At 58.4% G+C, this 26,291-nt stretch carries 27 protein-coding genes; 20 read left to right on the forward strand and 7 right to left on the reverse strand.

Translation table 11 applies throughout. The annotated features are described in order from the left end of the window. Nucleotides 1-30: 30 nt before the first annotated feature. Nucleotides 31-1,254, reverse strand: a complete 1,224-nt coding sequence (locus tag ACR0CZ_RS16380) for a urate hydroxylase PuuD (RefSeq protein WP_170397471.1) — start codon at nucleotides 1,252-1,254, stop codon at nucleotides 31-33. Between the two features lie 95 nt (nucleotides 1,255-1,349). Between ACR0CZ_RS16380 and ACR0CZ_RS16385 the strand changes: the two genes are divergently transcribed. Further along, nucleotides 1,350-2,264, forward strand: a complete 915-nt coding sequence (locus tag ACR0CZ_RS16385; protein WP_170397469.1) for a LysR family transcriptional regulator — start codon at nucleotides 1,350-1,352, stop codon at nucleotides 2,262-2,264. Between the two features lie 2 nt (nucleotides 2,265-2,266). Here the strand turns inward: ACR0CZ_RS16385 and uraH are convergent, their stop codons facing one another. Beyond that, the gene (uraH, locus tag ACR0CZ_RS16390) at nucleotides 2,267-2,623 is read right to left on the reverse strand and encodes a hydroxyisourate hydrolase (RefSeq protein WP_170397467.1); all 357 of its coding nucleotides are present in this window, start codon (nucleotides 2,621-2,623) and stop codon (nucleotides 2,267-2,269) included. Nucleotides 2,624-2,786: 163 nt separating this feature from the next. Between uraH and puuE the strand changes: the two genes are divergently transcribed. From puuE to ACR0CZ_RS16405, 3 genes are all read left to right on the forward strand, one after another. Next, nucleotides 2,787-4,205 (forward strand): allantoinase PuuE, encoded by a 1,419-nt coding sequence (puuE, locus tag ACR0CZ_RS16395; RefSeq protein ID WP_170397465.1) that lies wholly within the window; start codon nucleotides 2,787-2,789, stop codon nucleotides 4,203-4,205. Beyond that, nucleotides 4,202-4,687, forward strand: coding sequence for an ureidoglycolate lyase (locus ACR0CZ_RS16400; RefSeq protein WP_170397463.1), 486 nt, complete (start codon nucleotides 4,202-4,204; stop codon nucleotides 4,685-4,687). Before puuE ends, ACR0CZ_RS16400 begins: the two co-directional genes overlap by 4 nt. Before the next feature lie 67 nt (nucleotides 4,688-4,754). Beyond that, entirely contained in the window at nucleotides 4,755-6,182 is a 1,428-nt protein-coding gene (locus ACR0CZ_RS16405) for a nucleobase:cation symporter-2 family protein (protein ID WP_170397461.1), read from the forward strand. Nucleotides 6,183-6,221: 39 nt separating this feature from the next. On the opposite strand, the gene ACR0CZ_RS16410 is transcribed toward ACR0CZ_RS16405, so the two are convergent. The 3 genes from ACR0CZ_RS16410 to ACR0CZ_RS16420 form a co-directional block, all read right to left on the reverse strand. Then, nucleotides 6,222-7,211 carry a glyceraldehyde 3-phosphate dehydrogenase NAD-binding domain-containing protein gene (locus ACR0CZ_RS16410; RefSeq protein WP_170397459.1) on the reverse strand — a complete coding sequence of 330 codons (990 nt, stop codon included), beginning with the start codon at nucleotides 7,209-7,211 and terminating at the stop codon, nucleotides 6,222-6,224. Between the two features lie 54 nt (nucleotides 7,212-7,265). Continuing rightward, nucleotides 7,266-7,589, reverse strand: a complete 324-nt coding sequence (locus tag ACR0CZ_RS16415) for a hypothetical protein (RefSeq protein WP_170397457.1) — start codon at nucleotides 7,587-7,589, stop codon at nucleotides 7,266-7,268. Between the two features lie 102 nt (nucleotides 7,590-7,691). After that, nucleotides 7,692-8,525, reverse strand: coding sequence for a bifunctional allantoicase/(S)-ureidoglycine aminohydrolase (locus tag ACR0CZ_RS16420; protein WP_170397455.1), 834 nt, complete (start codon nucleotides 8,523-8,525; stop codon nucleotides 7,692-7,694). 176 nt (nucleotides 8,526-8,701) lie between these two features. Here ACR0CZ_RS16420 and ACR0CZ_RS16425 point away from each other — a divergent pair, with 176 nt between their 5' ends. The 5 genes from ACR0CZ_RS16425 (at nucleotide 8,702) to ACR0CZ_RS16445 (ending at nucleotide 12,972) form a co-directional block, all read left to right on the forward strand. After that, nucleotides 8,702-9,058: a hypothetical protein gene (locus ACR0CZ_RS16425; RefSeq protein WP_170397453.1), complete on the forward strand. Its 357-nt coding sequence runs from the start codon at nucleotides 8,702-8,704 to the stop codon at nucleotides 9,056-9,058. 222 nt (nucleotides 9,059-9,280) lie between these two features. Continuing rightward, nucleotides 9,281-10,516 (forward strand): acyl-CoA dehydrogenase family protein, encoded by a 1,236-nt coding sequence (locus ACR0CZ_RS16430; RefSeq protein ID WP_170397451.1) that lies wholly within the window; start codon nucleotides 9,281-9,283, stop codon nucleotides 10,514-10,516. 15 nt (nucleotides 10,517-10,531) lie between these two features. Next, a complete protein-coding gene (locus tag ACR0CZ_RS16435) occupies nucleotides 10,532-11,332 on the forward strand; it encodes a thioesterase family protein (protein WP_170397449.1) in 801 nt (266 codons plus the stop codon). A 69-nt stretch (nucleotides 11,333-11,401) separates the two neighbouring features. Next, nucleotides 11,402-12,049 carry a DUF1007 family protein gene (locus ACR0CZ_RS16440; RefSeq protein WP_170397447.1) on the forward strand — a complete coding sequence of 216 codons (648 nt, stop codon included), beginning with the start codon at nucleotides 11,402-11,404 and terminating at the stop codon, nucleotides 12,047-12,049. Then, nucleotides 12,034-12,972: a HoxN/HupN/NixA family nickel/cobalt transporter gene (locus ACR0CZ_RS16445; RefSeq protein ID WP_170397445.1), complete on the forward strand. Its 939-nt coding sequence runs from the start codon at nucleotides 12,034-12,036 to the stop codon at nucleotides 12,970-12,972. The genes ACR0CZ_RS16440 and ACR0CZ_RS16445 overlap by 16 nt, the downstream gene beginning before the upstream one ends. Nucleotides 12,973-12,974: 2 nt before the next feature. Here the strand turns inward: ACR0CZ_RS16445 and truA are convergent, their stop codons facing one another. Then, a complete protein-coding gene (truA, locus tag ACR0CZ_RS16450) occupies nucleotides 12,975-13,742 on the reverse strand; it encodes a tRNA pseudouridine(38-40) synthase TruA (protein ID WP_170397443.1) in 768 nt (255 codons plus the stop codon). A gap of 107 nt (nucleotides 13,743-13,849) precedes the next feature. Between truA and ACR0CZ_RS16455 the strand changes: the two genes are divergently transcribed. The 11 genes from ACR0CZ_RS16455 to ACR0CZ_RS16505 all read left to right on the forward strand — a co-directional run bounded on the left by ACR0CZ_RS16455 (nucleotide 13,850) and on the right by ACR0CZ_RS16505 (nucleotide 25,547). Further along, a complete protein-coding gene (locus ACR0CZ_RS16455; RefSeq protein ID WP_170397441.1) occupies nucleotides 13,850-15,265 on the forward strand; it encodes a YcjX family GTP-binding protein in 1,416 nt (471 codons plus the stop codon). Next, nucleotides 15,262-15,717, forward strand: coding sequence for a GNAT family N-acetyltransferase (locus ACR0CZ_RS16460; RefSeq protein ID WP_170647487.1), 456 nt, complete (start codon nucleotides 15,262-15,264; stop codon nucleotides 15,715-15,717). Before ACR0CZ_RS16455 ends, ACR0CZ_RS16460 begins: the two co-directional genes overlap by 4 nt. Further along, entirely contained in the window at nucleotides 15,710-16,699 is a 990-nt protein-coding gene (locus ACR0CZ_RS16465) for a YcjF family protein (RefSeq protein WP_480537213.1), read from the forward strand. The genes ACR0CZ_RS16460 and ACR0CZ_RS16465 overlap by 8 nt, the downstream gene beginning before the upstream one ends. 54 nt (nucleotides 16,700-16,753) lie before the next feature. Further along, nucleotides 16,754-17,464: a VIT1/CCC1 transporter family protein gene (locus ACR0CZ_RS16470; RefSeq protein ID WP_170397435.1), complete on the forward strand. Its 711-nt coding sequence runs from the start codon at nucleotides 16,754-16,756 to the stop codon at nucleotides 17,462-17,464. A gap of 86 nt (nucleotides 17,465-17,550) precedes the next feature. After that, on the forward strand, nucleotides 17,551-17,751 hold the full coding sequence (locus ACR0CZ_RS16475) for an NAD-dependent epimerase/dehydratase family protein (RefSeq protein ID WP_170397433.1): 201 nt from the start codon (nucleotides 17,551-17,553) through the stop codon (nucleotides 17,749-17,751). Next, complete coding sequence (locus ACR0CZ_RS16480) at nucleotides 17,748-18,044, forward strand: DoxX-like family protein (RefSeq protein ID WP_480503830.1); 297 nt, start codon at nucleotides 17,748-17,750, stop codon at nucleotides 18,042-18,044. The genes ACR0CZ_RS16475 and ACR0CZ_RS16480 overlap by 4 nt, the downstream gene beginning before the upstream one ends. After that, on the forward strand, nucleotides 18,044-18,523 hold the full coding sequence (locus ACR0CZ_RS16485) for a DUF2269 domain-containing protein (RefSeq protein WP_170397431.1): 480 nt from the start codon (nucleotides 18,044-18,046) through the stop codon (nucleotides 18,521-18,523). Before ACR0CZ_RS16480 ends, ACR0CZ_RS16485 begins: the two co-directional genes overlap by 1 nt. A 101-nt stretch (nucleotides 18,524-18,624) precedes the next feature. Further along, nucleotides 18,625-21,333 (forward strand): DUF2339 domain-containing protein, encoded by a 2,709-nt coding sequence (locus tag ACR0CZ_RS16490; RefSeq protein WP_170397429.1) that lies wholly within the window; start codon nucleotides 18,625-18,627, stop codon nucleotides 21,331-21,333. A 164-nt stretch (nucleotides 21,334-21,497) separates the two neighbouring features. Further along, the gene (gene ileS / locus ACR0CZ_RS16495; protein WP_170397426.1) at nucleotides 21,498-24,407 is read left to right on the forward strand and encodes an isoleucine--tRNA ligase; all 2,910 of its coding nucleotides are present in this window, start codon (nucleotides 21,498-21,500) and stop codon (nucleotides 24,405-24,407) included. A gap of 137 nt (nucleotides 24,408-24,544) precedes the next feature. Further along, entirely contained in the window at nucleotides 24,545-25,003 is a 459-nt protein-coding gene (locus tag ACR0CZ_RS16500; RefSeq protein ID WP_170397424.1) for a methylated-DNA--[protein]-cysteine S-methyltransferase, read from the forward strand. Between the two features lie 76 nt (nucleotides 25,004-25,079). Beyond that, the gene (locus ACR0CZ_RS16505) at nucleotides 25,080-25,547 is read left to right on the forward strand and encodes a hypothetical protein (RefSeq protein ID WP_170397423.1); all 468 of its coding nucleotides are present in this window, start codon (nucleotides 25,080-25,082) and stop codon (nucleotides 25,545-25,547) included. Here the strand turns inward: ACR0CZ_RS16505 and ACR0CZ_RS16510 are convergent. Further along, nucleotides 25,532-26,245: a CDP-alcohol phosphatidyltransferase family protein gene (locus tag ACR0CZ_RS16510; RefSeq protein ID WP_170397421.1), complete on the reverse strand. Its 714-nt coding sequence runs from the start codon at nucleotides 26,243-26,245 to the stop codon at nucleotides 25,532-25,534. The two genes, ACR0CZ_RS16505 and ACR0CZ_RS16510, sit on opposite strands and share 16 nt — an antisense overlap. Between the last annotated feature and the right edge of the window lie 46 nt (nucleotides 26,246-26,291).

Raw genomic sequence — 26,291 nt, forward strand, 5'->3', positions numbered from 1 at the left:
TTTTTATTGGCAAACTCGTGTGCCAATCCGCTACAGACCGGCATTTCGGAACCAGCGAACAATCGCATCCCGGTCTTCAGGTTCCATATAGGTCACGTTCGCAGGAGGCATGGCATGTGTGACGCCGGATTGCAGATAAATCTGTTGCGCGTTCTGAGCAATGTCAGCTTTTGTTTCCAGCAGGACACCTTTGGGTGCCCACAGGATGCCTTCCCAGACAGGCTCGCGCGCGTGGCACATAGAACAGCGACCCAGAACTATGTCCTGTGCTTCTTCAAAGCCATCCGCTGATGCGAATTTCTGTTCGTAGGGCGTTAGTTGCCGTGCTTCGGCCTCTTCCAACGGGTCGTTCATCGAAGCGGTCGACAACCACATGATTGTCATGAACAGCAAAGCCGTTACCAGCCAAGTCCAGGTTGGGTTTCCAGCGCGCGCGTGGCGGGTGTTGAAATAGTGCCGGATTGTGACACCCATCAGGAAGACCAGCGCGGCGATGATCCAATTGTACTCGGTCGCAAAAGCCAGCGGATAGTGGTTCGACAACATCAGAAACACGACCGGCAATGTCAGATAGTTGTTGTGGGTCGAACGCAGCTTGGCGATCTTGCCGTATTTCGGATCAGGTGTGCGCCCGTTCTTTAGATCGTCCACCACAATGCGCTGGTTTGGCATGATGATGAAAAACACATTTGCGGTCATGATTGTGGCCGTGAAGGCCCCCAGATGCAGCATCATCGCGCGACCGGTGAATATCTGGTTATATCCCCAGCCCATAATCACCAGCAGCACGAACAGAAGAACCATCAGCAATGTCGGACGCTCGCCCAATCCCGACTTGCAAAGAAAATCGTAGACCAGCCAACCGACAGTCAGCGAGGCAGCCGAGATCAATATGCCTTGCCATAGCGCCAGATCCGCCTTTTGGGCATCGATCAGATAGAGCTCTCCGCCTACCCAGTAGACGATCATCAGTAGCGCGGCACCGCTGAGCCATGTGGCGTAGCTTTCCCATTTAAACCAGGTCAGGTGGTCGGGCATACGCTCCGGAGCGACGAGATATTTCTGGATGTGATAGAATCCTCCGCCATGGACTTGCCATTCCTCGCCGTCCGCCGGTCCGGGGATATCGCGGTTCAAACCAAGATCCAGCGCGATGAAGTAGAAGGATGATCCGATCCAGGCAATCGCGGTGATAACGTGCAACCAGCGCACGCCAAAACCAATCCAATCCCAGAACACGGCGAAGTCGTACATGCTTATGTCTCCGATTGCGTTGCGCCACACTAGGCAAACGGGCTTTTCTTCGGTATTCCCGTATATTGTCAAACTGTATCAAAAAAAACGATAAGATGTCCTATCTCGACAACATTCGAACCTTTGTCCGGGTCTATGACTTGGGCAGCATGTCAGCCGCCGGGCGGGATATGAGAATTTCACCTGCGGTGACGTCGGCGCGAATTTCGCAGTTGGAGGATCATCTGGGAGTACGCCTGTTTCAGCGCACAACCCGGAACCTGACACCAACGGAACAGGGACGGGCGTTCTACCCCGGCGCGGTTGCGGTTCTGGATGCAGTTGATGAGGCAGAAGCCCAGGTCACGCATCTGACCGAAGCCCCCCGCGGGTCTCTGTTTGTTGCCGCGCCTTTAGGTGTCGGGCGCCGGTTATTGGCGCCTCATGTACCTGATTTTCTGTCAGAATACCCTGAGATTGATGTGCGTCTAAGACTGACAGACCGCTCGGTTGATCTGACCACCGAAGGCTTGGATCTGGCTTTTTTCATCGGTCAGCCCGAAGACAGCACATTGCGCATTCGCAAGATTGCGGATTGCCAGCGTGTGCTATGTGCAGCCCCTGATTACGTGAGCCGATGTGGGATGCCAGAAGCTGGATCCGATCTGATTTCAGGCAAGCATGAATGCTTGAACCTGCGCTTCCCCGGCGCGGCAGAGTTTCAGTGGATGCTGGAAACTCCCGATGGCCCGAAACGATTTGCTGTCTCGGGCAGGTATGAATGTGACGATGGTGATGTTTTGACCGATTGGGCGCTGTCCGGGCAAGGTATTGCCATGAAACCCGTTTTTGAGGTGTCAGAGCACTTGAAGGCGGGGAGGCTGATCCCGGTGGCGATGAAGACGCCTCCGGTTCCCGTGCAAATGGCCTGCCTGTATACGCATCGCCGCCATCAGGACCCGAAAGCGCGGCTGTTTATGGATTTCATGATTGACCGGATCGGCAAAGTGGTTCGAAGCGCCGAAATCTAGGGCTAGCTGCCCCGGTAGGTCGAGTAGCCGTAGGGGGACAACAGCAGCGGAACGTGGTAGTGCGCGTCCGCATCGGACATGCCAAAGCGGATCGGCACCTGATCCAGAAACAGAGGATCATCGCCATCCTGACCCGTCGCGCGCAGGTAATCTCCGGCGAAGAATATCAGCTCATAAGTGCCGGTATTAAAGTCGTCCTGCGGTAAGATCGGGCTATTGGTTCGGCCATCCGCGTTGGTTTCCATCTCGACCAGTTTACGGTGCGAGTTCCCTGACACTTTGTAGAGCGCGATTTTCAACCCCTCAGCGGGGCAGCCGCGCGCCGTGTCGAGAACGTGGGTTGTCAGATAGCCAGCCAAGGGTCTCTCCTATGTGTTTCTTTTGGTGTGCCACAGTCTGGGCCAAACCGCAAAATGGTTGAAATGCCGAAAGAACTGGAAACAGTGTTCGGATTGATTTGATAATCAATGGACCGTTTCTGCGGTAAAGCTGTCAAAACACCTAATCGGACTGGAAGACCCTATGCAGCCGCCTCGTTACCCCCGCGATATGATCGGATACGGAGCCAACCCACCTGACGCCGCATGGCCCGGCGGTGCAAAACTGGCTGTGCAGATTGTGTTGAACTACGAAGAAGGTGGCGAAAACTGTGTTCTGCACGGGGACGCTGCGTCCGAGGCGTTCTTGTCCGAGATCGTTGGGGCGGCGCAGTGGCCGGGCCAGCGTCATTGGAACATGGAATCGATCTATGAATACGGCTCGCGGTCGGGGTTCTGGCGCCTGCATCGCTTGATGAAAGACCTACCGATCACCGTTTATGGTGTGGCTACCGCGTTAGCGCGTTCGCCAGATCAGGTTGCGGCGATGAAATCGGCAGGGTGGGAGATTGCCAGCCATGGCCTGAAATGGGTCGAGCACAAGGATATGCCCGAGGCGGAAGAACGGGCCCAGATCGCCGAAGCGATCCGTCTGCATGCCGAAGTCGTAGGGGATCGCCCGCGCGGCTGGTACACTGGGCGCTGTTCGGACAACACCGTGCGTCTGGTCGCCGAGGAAGGTGGCTTTGCTTATGTTGCCGATACCTATGCAGACGATCTACCCTACTGGATGCAAACCGGTGGTCGGGATCAGTTGATTGTTCCCTACACGCTGGATTGCAACGACATGCGCTTTGCGACGCCACAGGGGTTCAACGCCGGGGATCAGTTCTATTCATATCTGAAAGACAGTTTCGATGCGCTTTATGCGGAAGGCGAGGCCGGTGCACCCAAGATGCTGTCGATCGGTTTGCACTGTCGCCTGATCGGGCGACCGGGACGCGTCATGGCGCTGAAACGGTTTCTGGATTACGCGCGTGGGTACTCGGACGTGTGGTTCGCAACGCGATTGCAGATTGCCGAGCATTGGGCCGAAAAGCACCCGGCGGCTGAGCGTCCACAACCCTCGCAAATGGGCCGCGAAGAATTCGTCTCTGCGTATGGAGGTATCTTCGAGCATTCCGCTTGGATCGCCGAGCGCGCCTATGATCTGGAATTGGGCGCGGCGCATGACACGGCAGGCGGATTACACAATGCTTTGACCCGCATGTTCCGGTCCGCCTCAACCGAGGAACGGCTCGGTGTTTTGACAGCCCACCCTGATCTGGCAGGCAAACTGGCGCAGGCTAAGCGGCTGACACAGGAAAGTACGTCCGAGCAAGCCTCGGCAGGGCTTGATGCGCTGACGGATGAGGAACGCGCCACCTTCACCGAACTGAACCAGCGCTATACGGAAAAATTCGGCTTTCCGTTCATCGTTGCCGTGCGGGACCACAACAAGGCTTCGATCCTAAACGCATTCGAACGGCGCATCGAACAGGATCGCGAAACCGAGTTCGCCGAGGCCTGCCGACAGGTCGAGCGGATTGCCGAGTTCCGTCTTCGCGATGTGCTGCCCTCATGACACGGATTGTCGCTGAACCGATCTCGGCCGAAGCTTTCGCACCGTTTGGTGATCTGATTGATGTGTCAGGTGAGGCCGACAAGATCATCAACCAGGGCCAGTGCGGGCGGTATCATGATCGGGCAAGGCTGGATTTCGGTGATGCCCAAGCGGGCATCAGCCTGTTCAAGGCAAACCCACGCGAACTGCCTTATCAGCTAGCGATGGTTGAGCGTCATCCCGACGGCAGCCAGGCGTTCATTCCGATGACTCACCAGCCCTTTCTCGTGATCGTCGCCCCGGATGAGGAGGGGCAACCGGGTCGTCCTCGCGCGTTCATTACACAGCCAGGACAGGCGGTGAACTATCACCGGGGAACATGGCACGGAGTCCTGACACCCTTGCATGGACCCGGTCTGTTCGCAGTCGTTGATCGGATCGGGGAAGGCCCGAACTTGGAGGAATACTGGTTCAGCACACCGTACGAGGTGGTCAACCGCTGAAACCAGAACCGAAGCCGCCAGAGAAGCGGTAAGAACCCCATTGGATCTTAGGGAGGACAATGAGATCATGGCTGAAACTTCGATAGGGACGCCCGAACAGCTTCGGGACCCGAACTTCACACCCGCCTTGCACAAGGCGATACCGCTGGGCATTCAGCATGTTTTGGCGATGTTCGTCTCGAACGTGACACCGGCCATCATCGTGGCGGGTGCTGCCGGTTTTGGATTTGGGTCGAACTCCCCGGATTTTCCCGAATTGCTGTACCTGATCCAGATGTCGATGCTGTTCGCTGGGCTGGCGACCCTGCTGCAGACTATCACGATTGGCCCGGTCGGAGCGGCTCTGCCGATTGTACAAGGAACGAGCTTTGCGTTTTTGCCCATCATGATCCCTCTGGTCGCCGGAAAAGGCGTGGATGCCTTAGGGGCGCTGTTTTGCGGTGTCCTGGTTGGCGGCTTGTTTCATGCCTTTCTTGGCCTCTTCATAGGCAAGATACGGTTTGCGCTTCCGCCGCTGGTCACCGGACTTGTCGTAACAATGATCGGTTTGGCGCTGGTCAAGGTCGGTATTCAATACGCCGCTGGTGGTGTGCCTGCGATTGGCACCCCGGAATACGGATCGCTGCTTAACTGGTCGGCAGCTTTGGTTGTGGTTGTTGTGACGCTTGGCCTCAAGTTCTTTGCACGCGGTATGCTGTCGGTGTCTGCCGTACTGGTTGGTTTGGCCATCGGCTACGTCTATGCCCTGATGGTCGGGATGGTGACGTTCGAGGCCATTGGCACAAGTTGGTCACGCGCCTCAGCTTTTGCTCTGCCCGTACCGTTCAAATATGGGTTTGAGTTCTCTCTGGCCGCCGTGATCGGCTTTTGTCTGATGTCTTTTGTCTCGGCCATCGAGACCGTCGGTGACGTATCGGGAATCACCAAAGGTGGTGCAGGTCGCGAAGCAACCGACAAAGAAATCGCGGGCGCGACTTATGCCGATGGTTTCGGTACTGCCGTTGCCGGTATGTTCGGCGGTTTTCCCAATACTTCGTTCAGCCAGAATGTCGGTTTGATTGCGATGACGGGCGTCATGAGCCGCCATGTTGTGACCTGTGGAGCTATCTTCCTGATCCTGTGTGGCCTTGTGCCAAAAGTCGGGGCAATTATCCGCACCGTGCCTATCGAAGTGCTGGGCGGTGGTGTGATCGTCATGTTCGGCATGGTGGTCGCGGCAGGTATCTCGATGCTGTCAGACGTGGATTGGAACCGTCGCAACATGGTGATCTTTGCGATTTCGCTGTCGATCGGTCTTGGGTTGCAGCTGGAACCCGGCGCGGTTCAGCACCTACCTGATACACTTCGTATCCTGATGACCAGCGGCCTGCTGCCCGCAGCGCTGATCGCCATTGTACTGAATTTGGTCCTGCCAGAAGAATTGGCCGAAGAATCGACTGAAGAGGTTTCAGGGGGTATGGCCGGTCACGGGGCGGGTAGCCTACCTCACGATTGAAGTCTTGAAGTAATCCGCAGCGTGCTTCAGCGCTGCGGATTACCCGGCGTTTGCCATCAGGCGCGCGACATCCAGCATGCGGGCTGAAAACCCCCATTCATTGTCGTACCAGCCAAAGACCCTGATCTGCCTCTCTCCAATCATGCGCGTCTCGGGCCCCGCCACCACCAGTGACTCAGGGCGGGACCGCAAATCAGATGACACCAAGGGCAGATCGGTCCATCCCAGCACGGCAGAAGCTGCGACCGCGTCGCGAAAGGCTTGGTCGAACTGCTCAGCGCTCATGCCACGTTCAAGCGTGGCGACAAGATCAACGGCAGATACGCTGGCCGTCGGAACACGCACCGCGGCCCCCGACACACGACCGGCCAGGTCTGGCAAGACGATATCAATCAAATGCGTCGCGCTCGAGGTCGTGGGCACCATCGACAATGCCCCGGCGCGCGATCGGGCCAAATCCCCGCGTGGCGCATCGACCATCGGCTGGCTGTTTGTATAGCAGTGGATGGTGGTCATGTGCCCGGACACAAGCCCGCCGATTTCATCAATCAGCTTGACGAGCGGTGCCAGACCATTGGTGGTGCAGGATGCATTTGAAACGATCCGTGCGCTGCCCAATTGATCTTCGTTTGCCCCCAGCACCAGTGTGACTTCGGCAGCGGGTGACGGACCGGAAATCAACACTTTATCCGCCCCAGCAGTCAAGCCCCGGCTGGCCACGTCGGATGTTCGCGCGATGCCGGTGCAATCGAGCATGACATCGACGCCGGACAGATCGACCTGTGCCAAATCGGCGCTGTGAGACATCAGAATAACGCGGCCATCGATATTCAGTGCTTCACCTTCGGTCGTGACCGAACCCTGATAGGGGCCAAACGTGCTGTCATATTTGAACAGGTATGCGCATGTTTCCAGCGGTGCGATATCGTTGATCAGCACTAGTTCTACATCCGAATGCTGCGGCAGGCTTAAGACCTGACGCAGAATGGTGCGGCCGATACGGCCGAATCCGTTGATCGCGAGTTTCATGCGCAAGCTATGGCAGGCAGATCAGGCGATCTCAATCAAAGTATTGTACCAATTTCAGTTGCAGCTGACCTGCGAAAAGAACTGGCCCGAAATGTTCTGATACATGCTGGAATAGATCGCCTTGCAGCCAGTCGCCTTCTGTATCGCGGCCATTGCCTGGATGGTGCGAAGACGTGGCGGCGGGCCAAAGGGGTTCAGATTGTTATTATCCCGCGTCGCCCGATAAACCACAGGCGCGTCCGAGACCTGCGTCACCGCCCATGTGCGGCTCATGACGAAAACGGATTTGGTTTCTTCCTTGGCTGCGACCGGGGCGGCGTTGAACGCCGAAAGGCCAAGGGTGGCAACCAGTGCAATCATCGTACCGCGCAGTAACATCGAACAATCTCCAGTGCTGAAAACTCATTTGATTTCATCAGATTCCAGCGATTCTGTGAACCCCTTTACCAGAACTTGACCCGGTAAAGCCCCGATCGTCAGCTACCTAGACGGTACAGACAACGGCATGTGCCTATTCACATCCTTGTACAACAGATAGCGAAACCGTCCCGGTCCGCCTGCGTAACAGGCCTGCGGGCAGAAAGCGCGCAGCCACATGTAGTCACCGGCCTCGACCTCGACCCAATCCTGATTGAGCCGGTAAACGGCCTTGCCCTCAAGCACATAAAGGCCGTGTTCCATCACATGGGTTTCGGCAAAGGGAATCACGCCACCAGGTTCGAAATTGACGATGTTGACATGCATGTCGTGACGCAGGTCCTGCGGATCGGTGAAGCGGGTGGTAGACCAGCGGCCTTCGGTGCCGGGCATTTCGTTGGGTACCACGTCGCGTTCATTGGTGATGATCGGGTCAGGGGCGGGCAGGCCGGGCACTGCATCATAAGCCTTGCGCACCCAGTGGAACCGGGCAACTGAATCGCCATGGTTGTGCAGCGTCCAGTCGCTGCCCGGGGGGATATAGGCATATCCACCGATCTCAAGAACATGATCCGCTTCGTTCAGGGTCAGCGTGACGCTGCCCTCGACCACGAAGATTACCCCTTGCGCATTTGGATCGGTTTCGGGCGTATCGCTGCCACCACCGGGCTGCACCTCCATTATGTATTGCGAGAATGTCTCGGCAAAACCACTCAGAGGCCGGGATAAGACCCAAAGACGTGTATTCTCCCAGAAAGGCAGAAAGCTGGTGACGATGTCGCGCATCGTGCCCTTGGGGATTACCGCATAGGCATCGGTGAACATGGCACGGTCGGTCAACAGTTGCTCTTGCCCCGGATGTCCGCCTGTCGGTGCATAATATTTAGGATGTGTCATCAAATGCCTCTGCTTCGTCTGGGGACAATATGAGGCGATCTCACGGGCGGACCTAGCGCCTGCCTTGCGAAAGGTTTGTTCGGGATAATTTGAAGGTGGCCAAGTGGGGCTTGGCCGCACACGCATAGAGGTATATCTATGGACGTGAAAGTCATTCAAATCGGCGAGGCCCTTTGATGAAAGCCTTTGTTTACACAGCGCTGGTTGCTGCACTTTTTCTGGGGATGGGTGGAATCGCACAGGCTAAACCACTTTCCCGAATCATCGCGGAAATGGGGTTGAGCCCCGCTGACTTTGAGGTGTTGAACGACACCTCAAACGCGTTGCTGTCGACGGGCACTCCATCCGTGGGGCAGGAGAGGGCTTGGCTCAATCAGGACACCGGCTCGAAGGGGACAATCCGCGTGCAAAGTGTTCAGGGCAATTGTGTGATACTTCAGCACTTTGTGCAGCCTGAAGGCGCTGCACAGGCCCGCGATATCAGAACGCGCCGCTGCAAGACCGCTGATGGGAACTGGATCCTGACACCTTAAAGGCCGTTGCCTTGGCCAGCACCCGAACTAGCACAGCTGCACCCTTGTGATTTGCTCCAGCTACTCTGACTGCAGGCCCCCTGCTGGGCATCGCATTGATGCTGGACCGGGCTCAATTTGCGTGAATGACGTTCCGTCACTTAGCTGGACACCCTCATGGCCACTAAGCCATCCTCGGACCAAAGCCAACGACCCGCATTGCGCCACAGGGAAGGAATAGACATGACCATGACTTTTGGATTGCGTGAGGAAAACCGCGCCCTGTTACAGCGGGTGAGAGATATGATTCACGACGAGGTCATGCCGCTTGAAGATGAGTATCAGGCAGAAATCAATAAAGGCGATCGTTGGAAATATACCGAGCGACAGGCCGAGATTCTCGAGGGGCTGAAAGCCAAGGCCAAGGCGGCGGGGCTTTGGAACTTCTGGCTGACAGACAGCGACAAAGGTTTTGGCCTCAGCACAGTTGAATACGCCTATTTCGCCGAGGAGATGGGCAAGACGCCCTTGGGGGCCGAAGTTTTCAACTGCTCCGCGCCCGATACAGGGAATATGGAGGTGTTTGAACGCTACGGGTCAGGCGCGATGAAAGAGCAGTGGCTGAAGCCTTTGCTCGACGGGCAGATTCGCTCGGCTTATCTGATGACCGAACCCGATGTGGCCTCATCGGATGCCACCAACATTTCGATGTCCTGCGTGAGGGACGGGGCCGAATATGTTCTGAACGGCGAGAAATGGTGGTCGTCTGGGGCGGGCGATCCGCGTTGCAAGGTCTATATCGTGATGGTCAAAACCGGCGGGGACGATCTGCCAAAGCACCAGCGCCAGTCGATGATCGTGGTCCCAGCAGACGCGCCGGGTATTGAGGTATTGCGCCCGATGGAGGTCTATGGCCACGACGATGCGCCCCATGGTCACATGCACATCCGTTTCACAGAAGTTCGGGTCCCGACCGAAAACATTCTACTGGGCGAAGGGCGCGGGTTCGAGATTGCGCAGGGGCGCTTGGGGCCGGGCCGTATTCACCATTGCATGCGCGCGATTGGTCAGGCCGAGTCTGCGCTGGAGCAGATGTGCAAGCGTTCACTACAGCGCCAGGCGTTTGGGAAGAAACTGGCGCAGCTGGGGGCAAACTACGACATCATCGCCGAATGTCGGATGGAGATCGAAATGGCCCGTTTGCTGTGCCTCAAGGCCGCCTGGTACATGGATCAGGGCGATGCAAGGGCGGCGGCCCCATGGATCAGCCAGATCAAGGTCGTTGCCCCCAAGGTCGCGCTGAAGGTGATCGATGAGGCCGTGCAAATGTTCGGCGCACAGGGGATCAGTCAGGATACGCCCTTGGCAAATGCCTGGACCCATGTGCGCACCCTGCGTCTGGCGGATGGGCCGGACGCAGTGCATCGCCGTCAGGTCGCGCGTGCCGAGTTGAAGAAATACACGCAGGAAAAAGTCTGAGGCGACAGAACCACAATGACATCGGATGTGTTGGGGAAGGCGTATTTCCACCAAAATGCGCAGGGTGTGTTTGTCGGAAATGACCCCGCGCGCGGGCCTTGGTCAGCCGATCATTGCCATGCTGGGCCAGTCAGCGGATTGATCGTGCGGGCGGCAGAAACCGAAGTTGGCCCTGAGAAGATGTTGACCCGGTTGACCGTCGATCTGCTGCGTCCATTGCCTCTGGCTGGTTTGCGAGTCGCGGCAGAGACGACACGCCATACCAAGACGCTGGCGACCACACGGGTCACCGTACATGATCTGGACGACACGCTTTGCGCCACCGCCACAACCATGCATATGGTGCGCAAAGACCTTGGGGCCGTGCCCAATGTCGAACTGCCCGCGCCCAGGGTCGAAGATATGGTCGATGGCCCGTTTCCGATCGGTGAGATGCGCCATCAGTTGCCCGGTTTTGCCCATCACTCCCAGATCGGCTATCCCGCTGATGGCAAGCAAGGGGCAGGTCCGAAAACCGTCTGGATGCGTACACCTGCCTTGCTGGAAGGAGAGGACCCATCGCCGATCCAAGCGCTCTGCCCGCTTGCAGATTGCGGCAATGGCATATCGTGGAACGCGCCCACATCTGAGATGGGTTTCATGAATACCGACCTGACTGTGCAAGTCCACCGCGAGCCTGTCTCGGACTGGCTGGCCTCTGACTCGATCTCGCACTGGCAACCCTCGGGGATCGGTATGTCGCAGTCAGTTCTTTTTGATACACAGGGGCCAGTTGGGACGGCTTTGCAGACATTGGTCTTGTTCCCGCCGGAGTAAATGGCGGGATTCTGCAGCCTAGTGTTTAGTCGGATTGCCGATACCCGCTGCGCATTCTATCTTTGCAACATGCGCTGGCTTGCCTTCTCCTTGACCTGCCTTCTGCCGACACCGGCACTGGCTCATCCCCATGTTTTTATCGACACGGGGTTAGAGTTCATGGTCGATGACGCAGGCAACCTGACCCATGTGCGTGTGACCTGGGCCTATGATGAGTTCTATTCATTGCTGGTTCTCGAAGACATGCGACTGGATCAGGATGCTGATGGCGTGCTGACCGAGGCCGAAGAGCAGTTTTTAAGCGGCTTCGACGCGCAGTGGGTCGAAGGTTACAATGGCGATCTGGTCATCCGCATGGGCGAAACCGTGATCCCGCTATCCGGCCCGCTTGAACCGCAGGCCACGACCGAGGATGCCCGCATCGTGACCACACATCTGCGCGCGGTCGAAGGAGACCCTGTTCCGGCGGATGCGCTGTCGATCAAAGCCTTTGATGAGAGCTTTTATACCGCATACGAAGTGACCCGCCCGGTTCTGGTTTCGGGCCCCACGACCTGTGAGATTGAACGGAGCGATCCGGATATCGACAACGAACTGGCCCAGATGCAGGCTTTTTTGCTGACGCTGGATGCCGAGTATGACCTTGAAGAAAACGATATCCCTCTGGTCGGTGAGAAATTCGCAACCGAGATTCGGCTTTCATGTCCAAATACCTGATCGTTCCCGTTGCCATCGCCTGCGGGGTGCTGCTGTGGTTCTGGGGCAGCGGTGGTTTTGACCATCTGGCCGCTTGGGCTGCCGGAGAGCAACGCGAATTCCAGAACCAGATCGCCCGCGCCCTTCGCGCAGCACGCGCCGAGCAGCCCGAAGCTGTGGCAACGCTACTGACGGTCTGTTTTGCATATGGGTTTTTCCATGCCATCGGACCGGGCCATGGCAAGGTTCTGATCGGAGGATATGGGCTTGGCCGTCGTGTTGCGTTTTGGCGACTTTCTGCAATCAGTGTCCTGTCGAGCCTAGGGCAAGCAGTGACGGCGGTTGTGCTGGTTTATGCCGGGGTATTGGTATTCCAGATGTCACGCGAGTCGCTTGTAGGCACGACCGAACAGGTCATGGCACCGATCAGCTACGGCGCAATTGCCGCTATAGGCCTGTGGCTGGTTTTCCGCGCCATCCGCAGTTTTGCGCGGCGTCACAAAAACCAAGCCTCTCAAACGCACGACCACCATCACCATGCGCATGATCACGACCACCATCATCACGACCACGAGGTTTGCGCTGACTGCGGCCACCGCCACGGCCCGACGGCCGATGAGGTCGCTCAGGTCGGCAGCTTTCGCGAGGCGTTGATCCTGATCGCTGGTATAGCCGCACGCCCCTGTACGGGCGCGTTGTTTGTGCTGATCCTGACATGGCAGATGGGTATCGCAATGGTCGGCATCGCAGGCGCATTCGCCATGGCTTTAGGCACCGCAACCGTCACCACTTTGGTCGGTTGGACATCCTTTGGGTTGCGCGGCGGGTTGCTGGCCTCAGCCTCGGCTACGCGCTTTGCATCGGTACTGGCCCCGACCATCGAACTGGTTGCGGGTCTTATCATCGCCGTGATTGCAAGCGGGCTGCTACTGCGGGCCTTGTAGACTTAGCCAAACACCGGTTCGGGATATCCTACCCGTGCCAGATACAATCCTTGCGGCGGGCATACCGGCCCACAGGCCGCACGGTCAACCGCCTCAAGCGCATCGCGAACGTCCTCAGGCGTCCATGCCCCAGCCCCCACACGCTCCAACGTGCCAACAAAGCTACGTACCTGATTGTGCAGGAACGATCGGGCGCGAACATGGAAGTGGATTTCGGCCCCCGAGAAGCCCTGAACCTGTTCCACCCGCAACTCATCCAGTGTTTTGACCGGGCTGGCGGCCTGACAGATGGATGAACGGAAGGTGGTGAAGTCATGTCGCCCGATCAGCATATCCGCCCCGGCCTGCATCGCTGCAACGTCCAGAGAATGATTGATCTGCCAGACCTGCCCCTTGTCGTGGGTTGCAGGTGCGCGACGCATCAGGATACGGAACAGATATTGCCGCTCAAGCGCCGAAAACCGCGCGTGCCAATCATCATCCACTCGTGCAGCTTGCACGATCGCGACAGGCTGCGGTTTGAGGTGATAATTCAACGCCTCGGACAGGCGGAATGGGTCCCATTCTTTGACCAGATCGCAATGCGCCACTTGTCCTAGCGCGTGAACCCCGGCGTCGGTACGACCGGCGGCGGCGATTGTGTGGTCTCCGGGTTCGATCCGCGAAAGCGCTAATTCGATCGCGCCCTGAACCGAAGGCAGCTCCTTTTGCCGCTGCCATCCGGCAAACGGTTCCCCTTGGTATTCGACTTGCAGCGCGTATCTGGGCATGGGGCGCTGGTATCGCGCCTTGGTCGGACGGGCAAGGGGGCGAAAGCTCTGGCAAGTGCCGCAACCGCTACCTATCTTGGGCAAAACGATAATTGCGGGGCGACAGCTTGGTCATCTCATCTTTGGCAGACAGTCTGGTGCGCGGCGTCGAATCCGTGGGTGACCGTGTGTCCGAGACATTCTTCGAGCCGGTCATCCGGCTGGGCGTCACGGGATTGGCGCGGTCGGGCAAGACGGTGTTCATCACATCACTGGTCGCCAACCTGCTGGATCGGGGCCGCATGACCGGTCTTGTGGCGCAGCAAGAGGGGCGTGTCACCGCCAGCTATCTGCAGCCGCAACCCGACGACACCGTGCCCCGTTTCGATTTCGAATCCCATCTGTCCGCGCTGACCGGACCAGCGCCGCACTGGCCGGACAGCACGCGTGCTGTCTCCGAGTTACGCCTGTCCTTCAAAGTCCAGCCCGCAGGTCTGCTTTCGGGATTGCAGGGCCCTCGAACATTGCATCTGGACATTGTGGACTATCCGGGTGAGTGGCTGCTGGATCTGGCCCTACTGGACAAATCCTATGAAGATTGGTCGCGGGACACGCTCGAACACATATCCAATCGCCCACAAGCAGGGGCATTTCTGGCAAAGGTCCAGGCGACCGACCCAACCGCGCCACATGATGAGCCGCAGGCGCAGGACCTCGCCCGCAGCTTCACCGATTACCTTAATGCCGCGCGTGATGCCGGTTTCTATGACTGCACTCCCGGTCGGTTTCTTCTGCCAGGCGATCTGGCCGGGTCTCCTGTGCTGACATTCGCGCCGCTCCCGGTGTCGGGGGCGTCAATTCGGCGTTCACTACACCGCGAGATGGAGCGGCGGTACGAGGCGTACAAATCGCGTGTGGTCAAACCTTTCTTTCGCGACCACTTTGCCCGGATCGACCGGCAGATCGTTCTGGTAGATGCGTTGGGGGCAATCCATAAAGGCCCGCAAGCGGTCGAGGATATGCGCCGCGCGATGGCCGATATCCTGTCGGCCTTCCGCCCCGGTCGCAACGCATGGCTCAACAGGCTGCTGCTTGGCAAGCGGGTCGAGCGTATCTTGTTTGCGGCCACCAAAGCGGACCATCTGCACCATCTGCAGCACCCGCGCCTGACCGCGATCATTGAGGCCCTGACCCGTGAGGCCCGCGACCGCGCCAGCTTTGCCGGGGCTGAAACTGCGGCCTTATCGTTGGCTTCACTTCGGACAACGACGGAAGAGATGCGCAGCCATAACGGCGTAGAACTGCCATGCGTGCGCGGCACTCTGCTAGACAGCGGTAAGCAGGCGGCCTTTTACCCCGGTGATTTGCCAGAGGACCCTGCCCATCTGCTGGGCCCCGCGCGCAATGGGGCCGAGGGATGGCTGGGCGACGACTATGGCAATATGGCCTTTGCACCCGCACATTTGACCCTGAATCCTGGTGACGGTCCGCCACATATTCGGCTGGACCGGGCTGCGCAGTTTCTGATCGGAGACCGGCTGTGAACGTGATCCTTCGTCCTGCTCGCAGTACCGATGCCGGAACCACAGGCGCTATTCTGCACGGGTTCGCCCGCGAAAACGACTGGATGCCTGAACTGCATTCTGAGGCCGAGACCATTGCGTTTTGCGGCAGGATGATTGATCTCGGCTGGGTCACGGTGGCCGAAAAGCAGGGGCAGGTGGCCGGATTTCTGGCGTTGAATGGGGACGAAGTGCAGTCGCTCTATCTGGCGGCCTCGGCGCGCGGGCAGGGGATCGGGCAGCAATTGCTGGATCGCGCCAAAGCGCAGCGTCCCACGCTCAACTTGTATGCGTTTCAGGCCAATCCTTCCGCATGCCGGTTCTATGAGCGCAACGGCTTTGTTGAGGTCGCACGCGGCGATGGGTCCGAGAATGACGAAAAACTGCCCGACATCAAATATGTCTGGACACGCGAGGAGTTGGTCGATGGCTAAAGGCCCCGTTTTGATTGATCTGGAAGACGACGCCTCGGCAGTTGATGTCTCGACCGCGCCTCCTGTTCCGGACATCGCGCCTCCGCATGGGCAGGCGATGCAGGCAGCGGTACGGTTTGCAGCGCGGAAGCCTTCGGTTTTGGCGCGTTGGTTCTGGGGGTTGGCATTAGCTGTTGTGGGGGCGGTGGTCTCGGTCGCCGCGTGGGATTTCGCCATCTCTCTGCTGGAACGCGCACCAATTCTGGGTTGGATCGTCACCGGTTTGATCGCTGCGCTGTTGCTGGTCGTCCTGATCATTGCACTGCGCGAGTTGGCCGCAATCAGCCGTCTTTCTCGCGTCGACGGGCTGCGGCGCGCGGCGGACACAGCTTTAACAGACGAGGGCTTGTCGCAAGCCCGCGCTGTAACCACACGGCTGATTGCGTTCTATAAGGGACGCGATGAAACACGCTGGGGTCGCGACCGTTTGACCGAACGCATGGGAGAGCAATTCGATGCGGCAACCCTGCTGAGCTTGGCCGAAGACGAATTGCTGGCCCCGCTGGACGCTGCTGCCAGCCGCGAGGTCGAGGCCGCAGCCCGGCAGGTTGCCACCGTTACCGCTTTGGTTCCGCTCGCGCTGGCCGATGTCGCGACCGCGCTGGCAAGCTCATTGCGAATGATCCGACGTATTGCCGAAATCTATGGCGGTCGCGCAGGTTTCTTGGGCAGTTGGCGACTGACCCGCGCCGTATTCGTGCATTTGGTGGCAACGGGTGCAGTAGCGGTTGGGGATGATCTGCTGGAACCGATATTGGGCGGCTCAGTCCTCAGCAAACTGTCCCGCCGGTTCGGCGAGGGGCTGGTCAACGGCGCGCTCACCGCCCGTGTTGGTGTTGCCGCGATGGAGGTCTGCCGCCCGCTGCCTTTCTCGAAACGCCACCAGCCCTCGACCCGTGGCATGATCAAACGCGCGCTCAGCGGGTTGTTCTCCAGGACTTGATCTGGCGCAAGGCCGTGCCTGAACCTGTCCTGCATAAACAGGACGGAGCCAGCCATGACCGAACACGGCCACAGCCAGCAAGAGATTTTCGAACGGATCAATGCGCCTCCGGGGCGTGGGGTTCTGCGCGATGTGGTTTATGGCGGCATCGATGGCTCAGTCACGACATTCGCGATCGTTGCCGGGGTTGCCGGGGCAGGTTTATCGCCTTTTGTCATCGTGGCACTTGGGTTGGCCAACGTGCTGGCGGATGGTTTTTCGATGGCGGCGGGCAACTACTCGGGAACCAAGGCCGAGCTCGATAACATCCACCGTATTCGAGCCATCGAGGAACGGCATATCAAGTTGTACCCGGATGGCGAGCGAAAGGAGGTGCGCGAAATCCTCGCACAAAAAGGCCTTTCAGGCAGCATTCTGGATGACGCGACGGCTGAAATCACTTCGAACCACGACAATTGGGTCGACCTTATGATCGAGGGCGAATACGGGCTGGGCAGCGTCGACCCGCATCCCCTCAAAGCCGCGATGGCGACGTTCTTTGCCTTTCTGATCGCGGGGATGATTCCGTTGTTGCCGTTCCTCTTATCCGTTGCAAATGCGTTCACGGTATCAGCCTGGATGACTGCGGGCGTATTCTTTGCCATTGGCGCGATGAAAAGCCGGTGGTCGCTTGCCCCCTGGTGGCGATCAGGCGGAGAAACCCTGCTGATCGGGGGTGCGGCGGCAGCTATCGCCTTCTGGGTTGGCTCGTTGTTTCACCCCTGAATGGTGCTGTTGTTGCGGACGGGGTGATCAGGCTGATCCTCAGAATCTGATCCGCTAGGGTGTTGTAAACCAATGCGAGGCAATTCGTGGCAACGGATCGTCCTGAAAAAACTGTTTTGGTGCTGGGCGCTTATGGCTTCATCGGTGCTGCGGTCGTTCGGTCGCTGCATGCGGATGGCGCCTGTGTGAAGGGGCTTGTGCGCAGCCAGAAGACGGCTGAGAGGGTCCTTCCGGATATTGCGCTGATCTCGGGGGATCTACGTGATTTCAAGTCGGCGGCGGATTGACGGGGCTATCGCGGGCAGCCGAGATACTCTCGCGCAATGGTTGGCCCGTTGGGATTGCCAACGCGAGCGTGGTGTTTTGGTCGATGATCAATATCGCGCTGGGGCTGGCAATCTTGTGGCTTCCGTGGGCCGCACGCGCTTGCCTCGCGCAGGCTGCAATCGCCGCTTTCTATCTGATCGCCGCCACGTTGACGGTGCCTGAACTGTGGCTCGACCCTTTGGGGCCGTTGGTCAAGATAGCGCCGGCTTTGATGCTATCACTGATCGCGCGACCCATGTTGGAGAGCCGCTGATGAACCCGGACCTGATCCTGCGTTGGCTTCACGTGATCGGAGCATGCGTTCTATTGGGCACTTGCGCAGGGATCGCCTTTTTCATGCTGATGGCGCACCGCACGGCAGATGCACGGGTGATTGCTCATACGGCGGGAATCGTGGTGCTGGCCGACACAGTTATTACGGCCACCTCAGTCATTTTCCAGCTGATCACCGGCGTGTTGCTGGCCTGGCAACTGGGCTGGTTGCTGTCGGAGGGTCGGATCGCGATATCACTGCTGCTTTACGTACTGACCGGCCTGTTCTGGCTGCCGGTGGTTTGGATTCAGGTGCGTCTGAGGGATTATGCAAGGCAGGCTGATCGGGATGGTACCTCCTTGCCAAGCAGTTACGACAAACTGTTCCGCAGATGGTTCGCTTGCGGTATTTCGGCCTTTGCCGCAGTGCTGGCGATCCCTTGCCTGATGCGGGCACGCCCTCACATCCTGCTTTTATAGGCCGATTACCTGTGCAGCAGGCGGTATCCATGCGCATTTCCAGACTATAAACCAGCCTGTCTGCACGGTACGTTTGGCGCATCGCATCCCGGAGGTTTCGGTTGGAATCCTTGCTTGTCCTCGTTGGTCTGATCGTTCTGGCCATTCCTGTTTCGATCATCGCTTTGCTGATTGGTCAATCGCGGTTGCGTAAGCGCGTCGATCAGCTTGAGCGGCAATTGGCCAGGCAAATACCGGAAAGCAGCGCCGAAACCTCCAAGACATCAAGGCCGGAGCCGAAGACGACGCAAACCAAGCATGATCCCTGGGCCGCGGCGAAAACCTCGTCTACCACTGACGAAAGCCCATCGGATGCGCCGCAGGCCGTTGAGGCCGCCGATCCTCCTGCCACCATCGTTTTTCGTGAGGAAAAGATCGCCGCGCTGGGCGCGTGGTTGCGTGAGAACTGGTTCTATGCGGTTTCGGCGCTGTCACTGGCCTTGGCCGGGATATTTCTGGTGCAATACGGGGTTGAGAACGGGCTGTTGCCACCCGCCGCGCGGGTCGCCGCAGCCCTGATCTTTGGCCTTCTGCTGATTGGGTCAGGTGAAGTGATCCGCCGCCGCTTTGGCGATGACGAGGACGCGTCGACCGCTTATTTACCATCGGTCTTCTCGGGCGCAGGTCTGGTGACCCTGTTCGGAGGGGTTCTGGCCGCGCGCCAGCTTTATGATCTGATCGGCCCCGAGGCCGCTCTGGCCGGTCTCGTTATCATCGCTCTGTTTGCGTTGGTCTTGGGATGGTTCCACGGGCCGCTGCTCGCCGCCGTAGGCCTAATCGGAGCCTTTGCCGCGCCCTTTATGGTTGGAGGCGCATCGGACGATCCCAGTTGGCTTTATGGTTATTTCTTTATCATCGCCATTTTGGGCTTGGGTATCGATACCGTCAGGCGTTGGGCATGGATTTCTATTCTGACGCTAGTGGGTGCATACGGGGCGGCGTTTTTGCTGGTGCTGTCTTCCCCCTCCACGGAACCGGGGTATCTGACCTGTGTGACAGCACTGGCGCTGATTGCGATGGCGATACCCGTACGCAGTATCTGGCCCGACCACACCGGCCCGATGATTGCCGAGGTCATCCGGCGACGGAAAGGGGATCCATGGCCCGAGTTTCCAACCCGAATTGCCTTTGGTGCGGTTCTCACCAGTTCCATCATCCTGTCGCTGCATTGGTCGGATTCAAGCGGTGAGTTTTGGCTGGGCGTTGCTCTGTTTACCGCTTTGATACTGGCGCTGATGCTTTGGACAAAAGCTGCGCGTGCTTTGCAGGATGTGACGGTGCTGCCTGCGTTGGGTCTGATCTGGTTTGTTCTGCTGCACGGGTTGGACGGTGGCTCCGTGTGGCGCGGCTTTGCCGACACATACGTGGAAACGGCCGAGGCCGATTATCCTTGGGTAGTCACGCTATTGGTTGCCCTCGGGGCCTTGATCAGCGTGCTCGCTGTGTGGCGGTCCTTCCACGCCGGGCGCTACGCTGTGGTCTGGGCCGGGGGTGCAGCCCTATATGCTCCGACGCTGGCGATCGCGCTTGAAGTCGGTTGGCAGCCTGCAAACGTGATCGGAGCTTATGCGTGGGCCTTACACGCAATCGCAATAGGCGCGATGATGGTGGTTTTGGCCGAACGGTTTGCGCGGGCCGATGGTGAGAAACGGATGCGGCCTGCCCTGGCAACTCTGTCTGCGCTATCGTGCCTTAGCTTTGCTTGCATCATCGTACTCAGCTCTGCCGCTTTGACGGTAGCACTTGTCGCCATGATTGTTGTGGCCGCGGCGCTGGACCGGCGATTTGTTCTGGCTCCGATGAGTTGGTTCATTTGGGCGGGTGTGTTCACGGTGACCGTACGGCTTGTGCTCGACCCGGGGCTCGATTGGGCCGAAACCGCGCCGTTGATCGAAATGACCTTGGTCTATGCGGTAGCGGTTGCCGGGTTCATCATGGGGTGGGCGTTGCTAAGGTCCTTGGACCGCCCGATTGCCTCATTGCTGCTTGAAAGCGCGGCCTGGGCAACGGCGGGAATACTGCTATCGCTCTTGTTGCTGCGCTGGCTGGAAAGCTTCGGAGAAGGCGGCGCTACAGACAGCCACTGGGGGCTGGGGCTGCTGGCGGTGATCTGGCTGCTGCTGGCTTTTGCACAAATACAGCGGTTCGAGCTTGGCGGTAAGTTGAACTACGCGCGTTACGCGCTCGCGGCGTTCTTTGCGGCACACGGCATGATGCGTCTGGTTCAGGCTTTGTCTGAGGCTAACCCGTTGCTCGACCCATTTGCCGATCCCGTGCTCGGCCCGCCGGTGCTGAACACGTTGGCGGTGGCCTATCTGTTGCCTGCGCTGGCCATCGGCTTCTCGGCTTGGCGCGTCGTGACGCAGCCCGTGCTACTGAAGCAAATCAGTTATGGGGTCGCAGGTGCCCTGATCGCTTTTTGGCTGGGGCTTACAATCCGTCATGTCTGGCAGGGGGCGGGTGGCATGTATGAAGGCAACGGCGTCACCCAGCCCGAGCTTTATTCATACACCATCACCTTGTTGGTGGTCGGCGCAGGGTTGTTCTATCAGTCGCTGGCCCGCCGGTCCGATTTGATGCGCAAGGCCGGTTTGGCCGTGATTGGCCTCGCGGTGGCCAAGGTGTTTCTGATCGATATTGCCGGATTGGGCGGGCTGATCCGGGTGTTTTCGCTGTTGGCGCTGGGTCTGGCGCTGGCGGGTCTCGCATGGCTCAATCGCTGGGCCAAGCTGCGCCATTCGTCGCAAGACCCGGAACCTCTGGACCATTGAGAGCAGGCGTCCTATAAGCGCGGCCATGTTTGACCGGCTGGCCATCATTATTCGAATTATATCCCCGGCGCTCTGATATCGCGAGACGCCGGGCAAAGGTGCTTGAGTTATCGCACTGACCGCTTCGATCCATACACGACCAGAACATCCTGAGGACGCCCCAAATGTGCGCCGAAACACCTGACTACAAAGACACGCTGAACCTGCCGAATACCGAATTCCCCATGCGTGCAGGCCTGCCCAAGCGCGAGCCAGCATGGCTGGACCGCTGGGAAAAGATCGGCGTCTATGACCGCCTTCGCGAGAAAGAGGGCCGCAAGCCTTTTACCCTGCATGACGGCCCTCCTTACGCGAACGGCCACCTGCATATCGGCCACGCACTGAACAAGACCATCAAGGACATGATCGTTCGGTCCCATCAGATGATGGGCTACGATTCACGCTATGTACCTGGCTGGGACTGCCACGGTCTGCCCATCGAATGGAAGATCGAGGAACAGTACCGCAAGAAGGGCAAGAACAAGGACGAGGTGAACATCGTCGACTTCCGTCAGGAATGCCGCAAATTCGCCGAAGGCTGGATCGACATCCAACGTGAAGAGTTCAAGCGTCTGGGCATCACCGGCAATTGGCCCGACCCCTATATCACGATGGACTATCACGCCGAGGCCGTGATCGCGGATGAGTTCATGAAGTTCCTGATGAACGGTACGCTTTATCAGGGCTCGAAACCCGTGATGTGGTCCCCCATCGAGAAGACCGCGCTGGCCGAGGCCGAGGTCGAGTATCACGACAAGGAAAGCTTCACCATCTGGGTGAAGTTCAAGGTTGTGAACACCGGCGATGTGACGCTGGACAACGCTTATGTGGTGATCTGGACGACGACCCCATGGACGATGCCCTCGAATAAGGCCGTGGTCTATGGCGAGGGTATTTCCTATGGCCTCTACGAAGTCACTGGACGCCCCGAGGAGTGCTGGGCGCGGATCGGTGAGCGTTACTTGCTGGCCGATGACCGCGCCGCAGATGTGTTTGCGCGCGCGCGTCTGGATGACACGATGTATCGCCGTCTGTGCGATGTAACGCAGGAAGATCTGGCCAAGATCCAGCTGACCCACCCGCTGGCCGGGGCCGAAGGTGGCAACGGCGAATGGGACGACATTCGCGATTTCCGCGCCGCTGAGTTCGTGACCGACACCGAAGGGACCGGTTTCGTCCACTGTGCACCTTCGCACGGGATGGAGGAATTCGAGCTTTATCGCGATCTGGGCATGCTGGAGCAGGTCATCACCTATAACGTGATGGATGATGGCAGCTTCCGCGCTGATCTGCCGTTCTTTGGTGGCAAATACATCCTGTCTCGAAAGGGCGGTGAGGGTGATGCCAACAAGGCCGTGATCGACAAGCTGGCCGAGGTCGGCGGGCTGCTGGCGCGCGGCAAGATCAAGCACAGCTATCCGCATTCGTGGCGCTCGAAGGCGCCGATCATCTACCGCAACACGCCGCAGTGGTTTGCCTCGGTCGACCGCAAGCTGGAGGACGGCATGGGCGAGATGGGCGACTCCATCCGTGAACGTGCTCTGCGCTCGATTGATGAACTGGTGAAATGGACGCCGCAGACCGGCCGCAACCGTCTGTATTCCATGATCGAAGCACGCCCGGACTGGGTCCTGTCGCGCCAACGCGCCTGGGGCGTGCCGCTGACCTGCTTCACCAAGAAGGGGGCATTGCCGACCGACGCGGACTACCTGCTGCGCAATGACGAACTCAATGCCCGCATCAAAGCCGCGTTTGAGAAGGATGGCGCAGACGTCTGGTACACGGACGGGTTCAAGGAGAAGATCCTCGACGGTATCGCGAACCCCGACGACTACGATCAGGTGTTCGACGTGCTGGATGTGTGGTTCGACTCTGGCTCGACCCATGCTTTTGTGCTGCGTGATCGTGAGGACGGGACCGCGGACGGTATCGCTGACGTCTATATGGAAGGCACCGACCAGCACCGCGGTTGGTTCCATTCGTCGATGCTGCAGGCTTGCGGCACCAAGGGGCGTGCACCATACCGCAACGTAGTGACCCACGGATTTACGCTGGATTCCAAGGGCAACAAGATGTCCAAATCGCTGGGCAACACCATCGTGCCGGAAGAGGTCGTTAAACAATACGGCGCCGATATCCTGCGCCTGTGGGTGGCTCAGACCGATTATACCGCCGACCAGAGGATCGGACCGGAGATCCTGAAAGGGACAGCCGACAGCTATCGCCGCCTGCGCAATACCATGCGGTTCATGCTGGGCTCGCTGGCGGACTTCACCGAAGCGGATCGGGTTGCGCCTGAAGATATGCCGCGCCTGGAACGCTGGGTGTTAAGCCGACTGGCCGATTTGGATGAGCAAGTGCGCAAAGGTTATGCAGCATTTGACTTCCAGGGTGTATTCAGCGCCGTATTCACATTCGCCACGGTTGATCTGTCATCGTTCTATTTCGATGTACGTAAAGACGCGCTTTATTGCGACGGTGACAGCCTACGCCGCCGTGCCGCGCGGACTGTGCTGGATATCCTATTCCACCGTCTGGCCACATGGCTGGCCCCAGTTCTGGTCTTCACTATGGAAGAGGTCTGGCTGGAACGGTTCCCGGCCGATGATAGTTCGATCCATTTAATGGATTTCCCTGAAACGCCCGCTGATTGGCGCCATGAAGAACTGGAAGCCAGCATGGCCAAAGTCCGCCGCGTGCGCCGCGCCGTGACCGCTGCGCTGGAAATTCAACGTCAGGACAAGGTGATCGGATCCAGCCTTGAGGCCGCACCGATCGTGCATGTCGAAGATCAGGAAACCCGCGATCTGCTTGCGACCTTCGACGTGGATGACATGTGCATCACTTCTGGTCTGGCCGTCACAGGCGATCCGGCCCCGGCCGAGGCGTTCCGAGTGCCGGAAATCGAGGGCGTAGCTGTAGTGTTCGAAAAAGCCCAAGGTGACAAATGCCAGCGCTGCTGGAAAATCCTTCCTGATGTTGGGCTGCACGCCCATCCGGGCGTATGCGGGCGCTGTAACGAGGCGCTGAGCTGACATTCGAACGGAGCGCGAGAGAGAGATCGCTGATGCGAGGCTCTGCCTCGCGCTCCGAGGTATTTTTGGCCAGATGAAGAGGCGGATCGTCAGGATTCGGGTTGCAGGTGAGGTGAAACATCTGCAACCGTTCTCTTATGCCGATGATCGCCGTAGAAACTCAGTTTGGTTGCCTTGGTGTCGAAGAGACCAGCGGCGCCATCACGCGTCTTGTCTGGAATGGCCGTGACGAAGGTCTAGCCACCCCGGTTCTGCGAGAAGCGGCGGCGCAGTTGCGTGCCTATGACGAAGGGCGTTTGCAGCAGTTCGAACTGCCCTACCGGATCAAGGGATCGGAATTTCAGCGTCAGGTGTGCGATGCAATGTATGCTATCCCATTTGGTGATACGCGCACCTATGGCGAGTTGGCTAACGACCTTGGCTACTCGGCGCAGGCGGTTGGGCGCGGATGCGGGGGAAATCCCATCCCCATCATTATTCCCTGTCACCGGGTTCTGGGTGCAGATGGGAAGATGGTTGGGTTTTCAGGCCACGGCGGTGTTGAGACCAAAGTGGCTCTGCTGCGTCACGAAGGTGCTGCCAGCCTGTTGATCTGATCGGTACTTATCTGTTGCAATCGGAGCGGCACGGCCCCAACCTATATCGAATAGTGAATTTGAAGGACCGAATTGAATGACCGGCCAGACAGACCCCGCCGCACGCAAGAAAGCCATCATCGATCATCTGATGTCTTTGGAAGAACAGGAACTGGCAACCGCACAGGCACATTATGATGCCTTCCTTAAGGACTCGCAGTTGGATGACCGAGAAGGGCATGACAAGGACGACATCGCTGCCTCGCGCGAGAATGCAGATCTGGCGGCCGCCTTTGATGCGCCTGTTCATGCGCATCACGCCAAGATTGACGTGATCGAGAACACCGATTTTGGCCTCACGGATACGGTGCAGCCCGGCGCCGTAATCAAGTTCAACAATCGCCGCTTCGTCGTATGTGTCTCAACGACTCGGTTTGAGGTGGACGGCAAAACCTACATGGGCATTTCGACCCAAAGCCCAATCTATCTGGCTATGGTTGGCCTGCAAGAGGGTGACGTGTTCACCCATAACGGGACTGAGTTCGAGGTTCAGGAAGTCTTGTAATCCCGGGCCTTGCGCGGCGGAATGATCTGCTGCGCAATACCGGCCGAGACCAAATACAAGCTGGTGATCACCAGCCCCCAATGGGCCCAGCTTTCGGGGTGAAAGTCGACCCAGGCGGCCCAGCCTGCAAAGAATGTCCACGCAAAAGCCATAGGCAATGACAGGGTGCGCCAACGCTCGGTCCGGACTGGGTGAATGAATTTCAGCGGCAGGAACATTGCGACAGACAGCAAGGTGACCAGCAGCAGGATGACCCAGAAGTTGGGCTCCAGGGCGAAGATCACAATGACGAACATGTTCCAGCAACCTGGAAAGCCAGAGAAGGAATTATCCTTGGTTTTCATACGTGTATCCGCAAAGTACATCGCACTTGCAAAGGTGATGACGATGATTGCGAACCAGCCGGTCCAGCCGTCCATCAGACCTGACTTAAACAAGGCGAAAGCGGGAATGAAAACATAGGTCAAATAGTCGATGATCAGGTCCAGCAAGACTCCGTCAAACTCGGGTGCGTTCTTCTTAACGTGATAGTGCCGCGCCAGCGGGCCATCGATGCCATCGACGATGAACGAGACAACGAGCCAGAGATACATCAGGCTCCATTTCTCTTCGACTGCTGCCAACATGGCGAGCATTGCGAAAACGGCACCTGTGGCGGTGAAGAGATGAACGGAAAGCGCTTTGAATCTGAGTGTCATGGTGGTGTCATGACGGAAGCAAGGCGCAGATGCAAAGCAAAAAGGG

The organism is Ruegeria sp. H9 (genome assembly GCF_056532915.1).

What these genes read in the sequence shown, in the direction of transcription:
- ACR0CZ_RS16380 (WP_170397471.1), bottom strand. Translation starts at nt 1,254, where the DNA reads ATGTACGACTTCGCCGTGTTCTGGGATTGGATTGGTTTTGGCGTGCGC.
- ACR0CZ_RS16385 (WP_170397469.1), top strand. Translation starts at nt 1,350, where the DNA reads ATGTCCTATCTCGACAACATTCGAACCTTTGTCCGGGTCTATGACTTG.
- puuE (WP_170397465.1), top strand. Translation starts at nt 2,787, where the DNA reads ATGCAGCCGCCTCGTTACCCCCGCGATATGATCGGATACGGAGCCAAC.
- ACR0CZ_RS16400 (WP_170397463.1), top strand. Translation starts at nt 4,202, where the DNA reads ATGACACGGATTGTCGCTGAACCGATCTCGGCCGAAGCTTTCGCACCG.
- ACR0CZ_RS16405 (WP_170397461.1), top strand. Translation starts at nt 4,755, where the DNA reads ATGGCTGAAACTTCGATAGGGACGCCCGAACAGCTTCGGGACCCGAAC.
- ACR0CZ_RS16410 (WP_170397459.1), bottom strand. Translation starts at nt 7,211, where the DNA reads ATGAAACTCGCGATCAACGGATTCGGCCGTATCGGCCGCACCATTCTG.
- ACR0CZ_RS16415 (WP_170397457.1), bottom strand. Translation starts at nt 7,589, where the DNA reads ATGTTACTGCGCGGTACGATGATTGCACTGGTTGCCACCCTTGGCCTT.
- ACR0CZ_RS16420 (WP_170397455.1), bottom strand. Translation starts at nt 8,525, where the DNA reads ATGACACATCCTAAATATTATGCACCGACAGGCGGACATCCGGGGCAA.
- ACR0CZ_RS16425 (WP_170397453.1), top strand. Translation starts at nt 8,702, where the DNA reads ATGAAAGCCTTTGTTTACACAGCGCTGGTTGCTGCACTTTTTCTGGGG.
- ACR0CZ_RS16430 (WP_170397451.1), top strand. Translation starts at nt 9,281, where the DNA reads ATGACCATGACTTTTGGATTGCGTGAGGAAAACCGCGCCCTGTTACAG.
- ACR0CZ_RS16435 (WP_170397449.1), top strand. Translation starts at nt 10,532, where the DNA reads ATGACATCGGATGTGTTGGGGAAGGCGTATTTCCACCAAAATGCGCAG.
- ACR0CZ_RS16440 (WP_170397447.1), top strand. Translation starts at nt 11,402, where the DNA reads ATGCGCTGGCTTGCCTTCTCCTTGACCTGCCTTCTGCCGACACCGGCA.
- ACR0CZ_RS16445 (WP_170397445.1), top strand. Translation starts at nt 12,034, where the DNA reads ATGTCCAAATACCTGATCGTTCCCGTTGCCATCGCCTGCGGGGTGCTG.
- truA (WP_170397443.1), bottom strand. Translation starts at nt 13,742, where the DNA reads ATGCCCAGATACGCGCTGCAAGTCGAATACCAAGGGGAACCGTTTGCC.
- ACR0CZ_RS16465 (WP_480537213.1), top strand. Translation starts at nt 15,710, where the DNA reads ATGGCTAAAGGCCCCGTTTTGATTGATCTGGAAGACGACGCCTCGGCA.
- ACR0CZ_RS16470 (WP_170397435.1), top strand. Translation starts at nt 16,754, where the DNA reads ATGACCGAACACGGCCACAGCCAGCAAGAGATTTTCGAACGGATCAAT.
- ACR0CZ_RS16485 (WP_170397431.1), top strand. Translation starts at nt 18,044, where the DNA reads ATGAACCCGGACCTGATCCTGCGTTGGCTTCACGTGATCGGAGCATGC.
- ileS (WP_170397426.1), top strand. Translation starts at nt 21,498, where the DNA reads ATGTGCGCCGAAACACCTGACTACAAAGACACGCTGAACCTGCCGAAT.
- ACR0CZ_RS16500 (WP_170397424.1), top strand. Translation starts at nt 24,545, where the DNA reads ATGCCGATGATCGCCGTAGAAACTCAGTTTGGTTGCCTTGGTGTCGAA.
- ACR0CZ_RS16505 (WP_170397423.1), top strand. Translation starts at nt 25,080, where the DNA reads ATGACCGGCCAGACAGACCCCGCCGCACGCAAGAAAGCCATCATCGAT.
- ACR0CZ_RS16510 (WP_170397421.1), bottom strand. Translation starts at nt 26,245, where the DNA reads ATGACACTCAGATTCAAAGCGCTTTCCGTTCATCTCTTCACCGCCACA.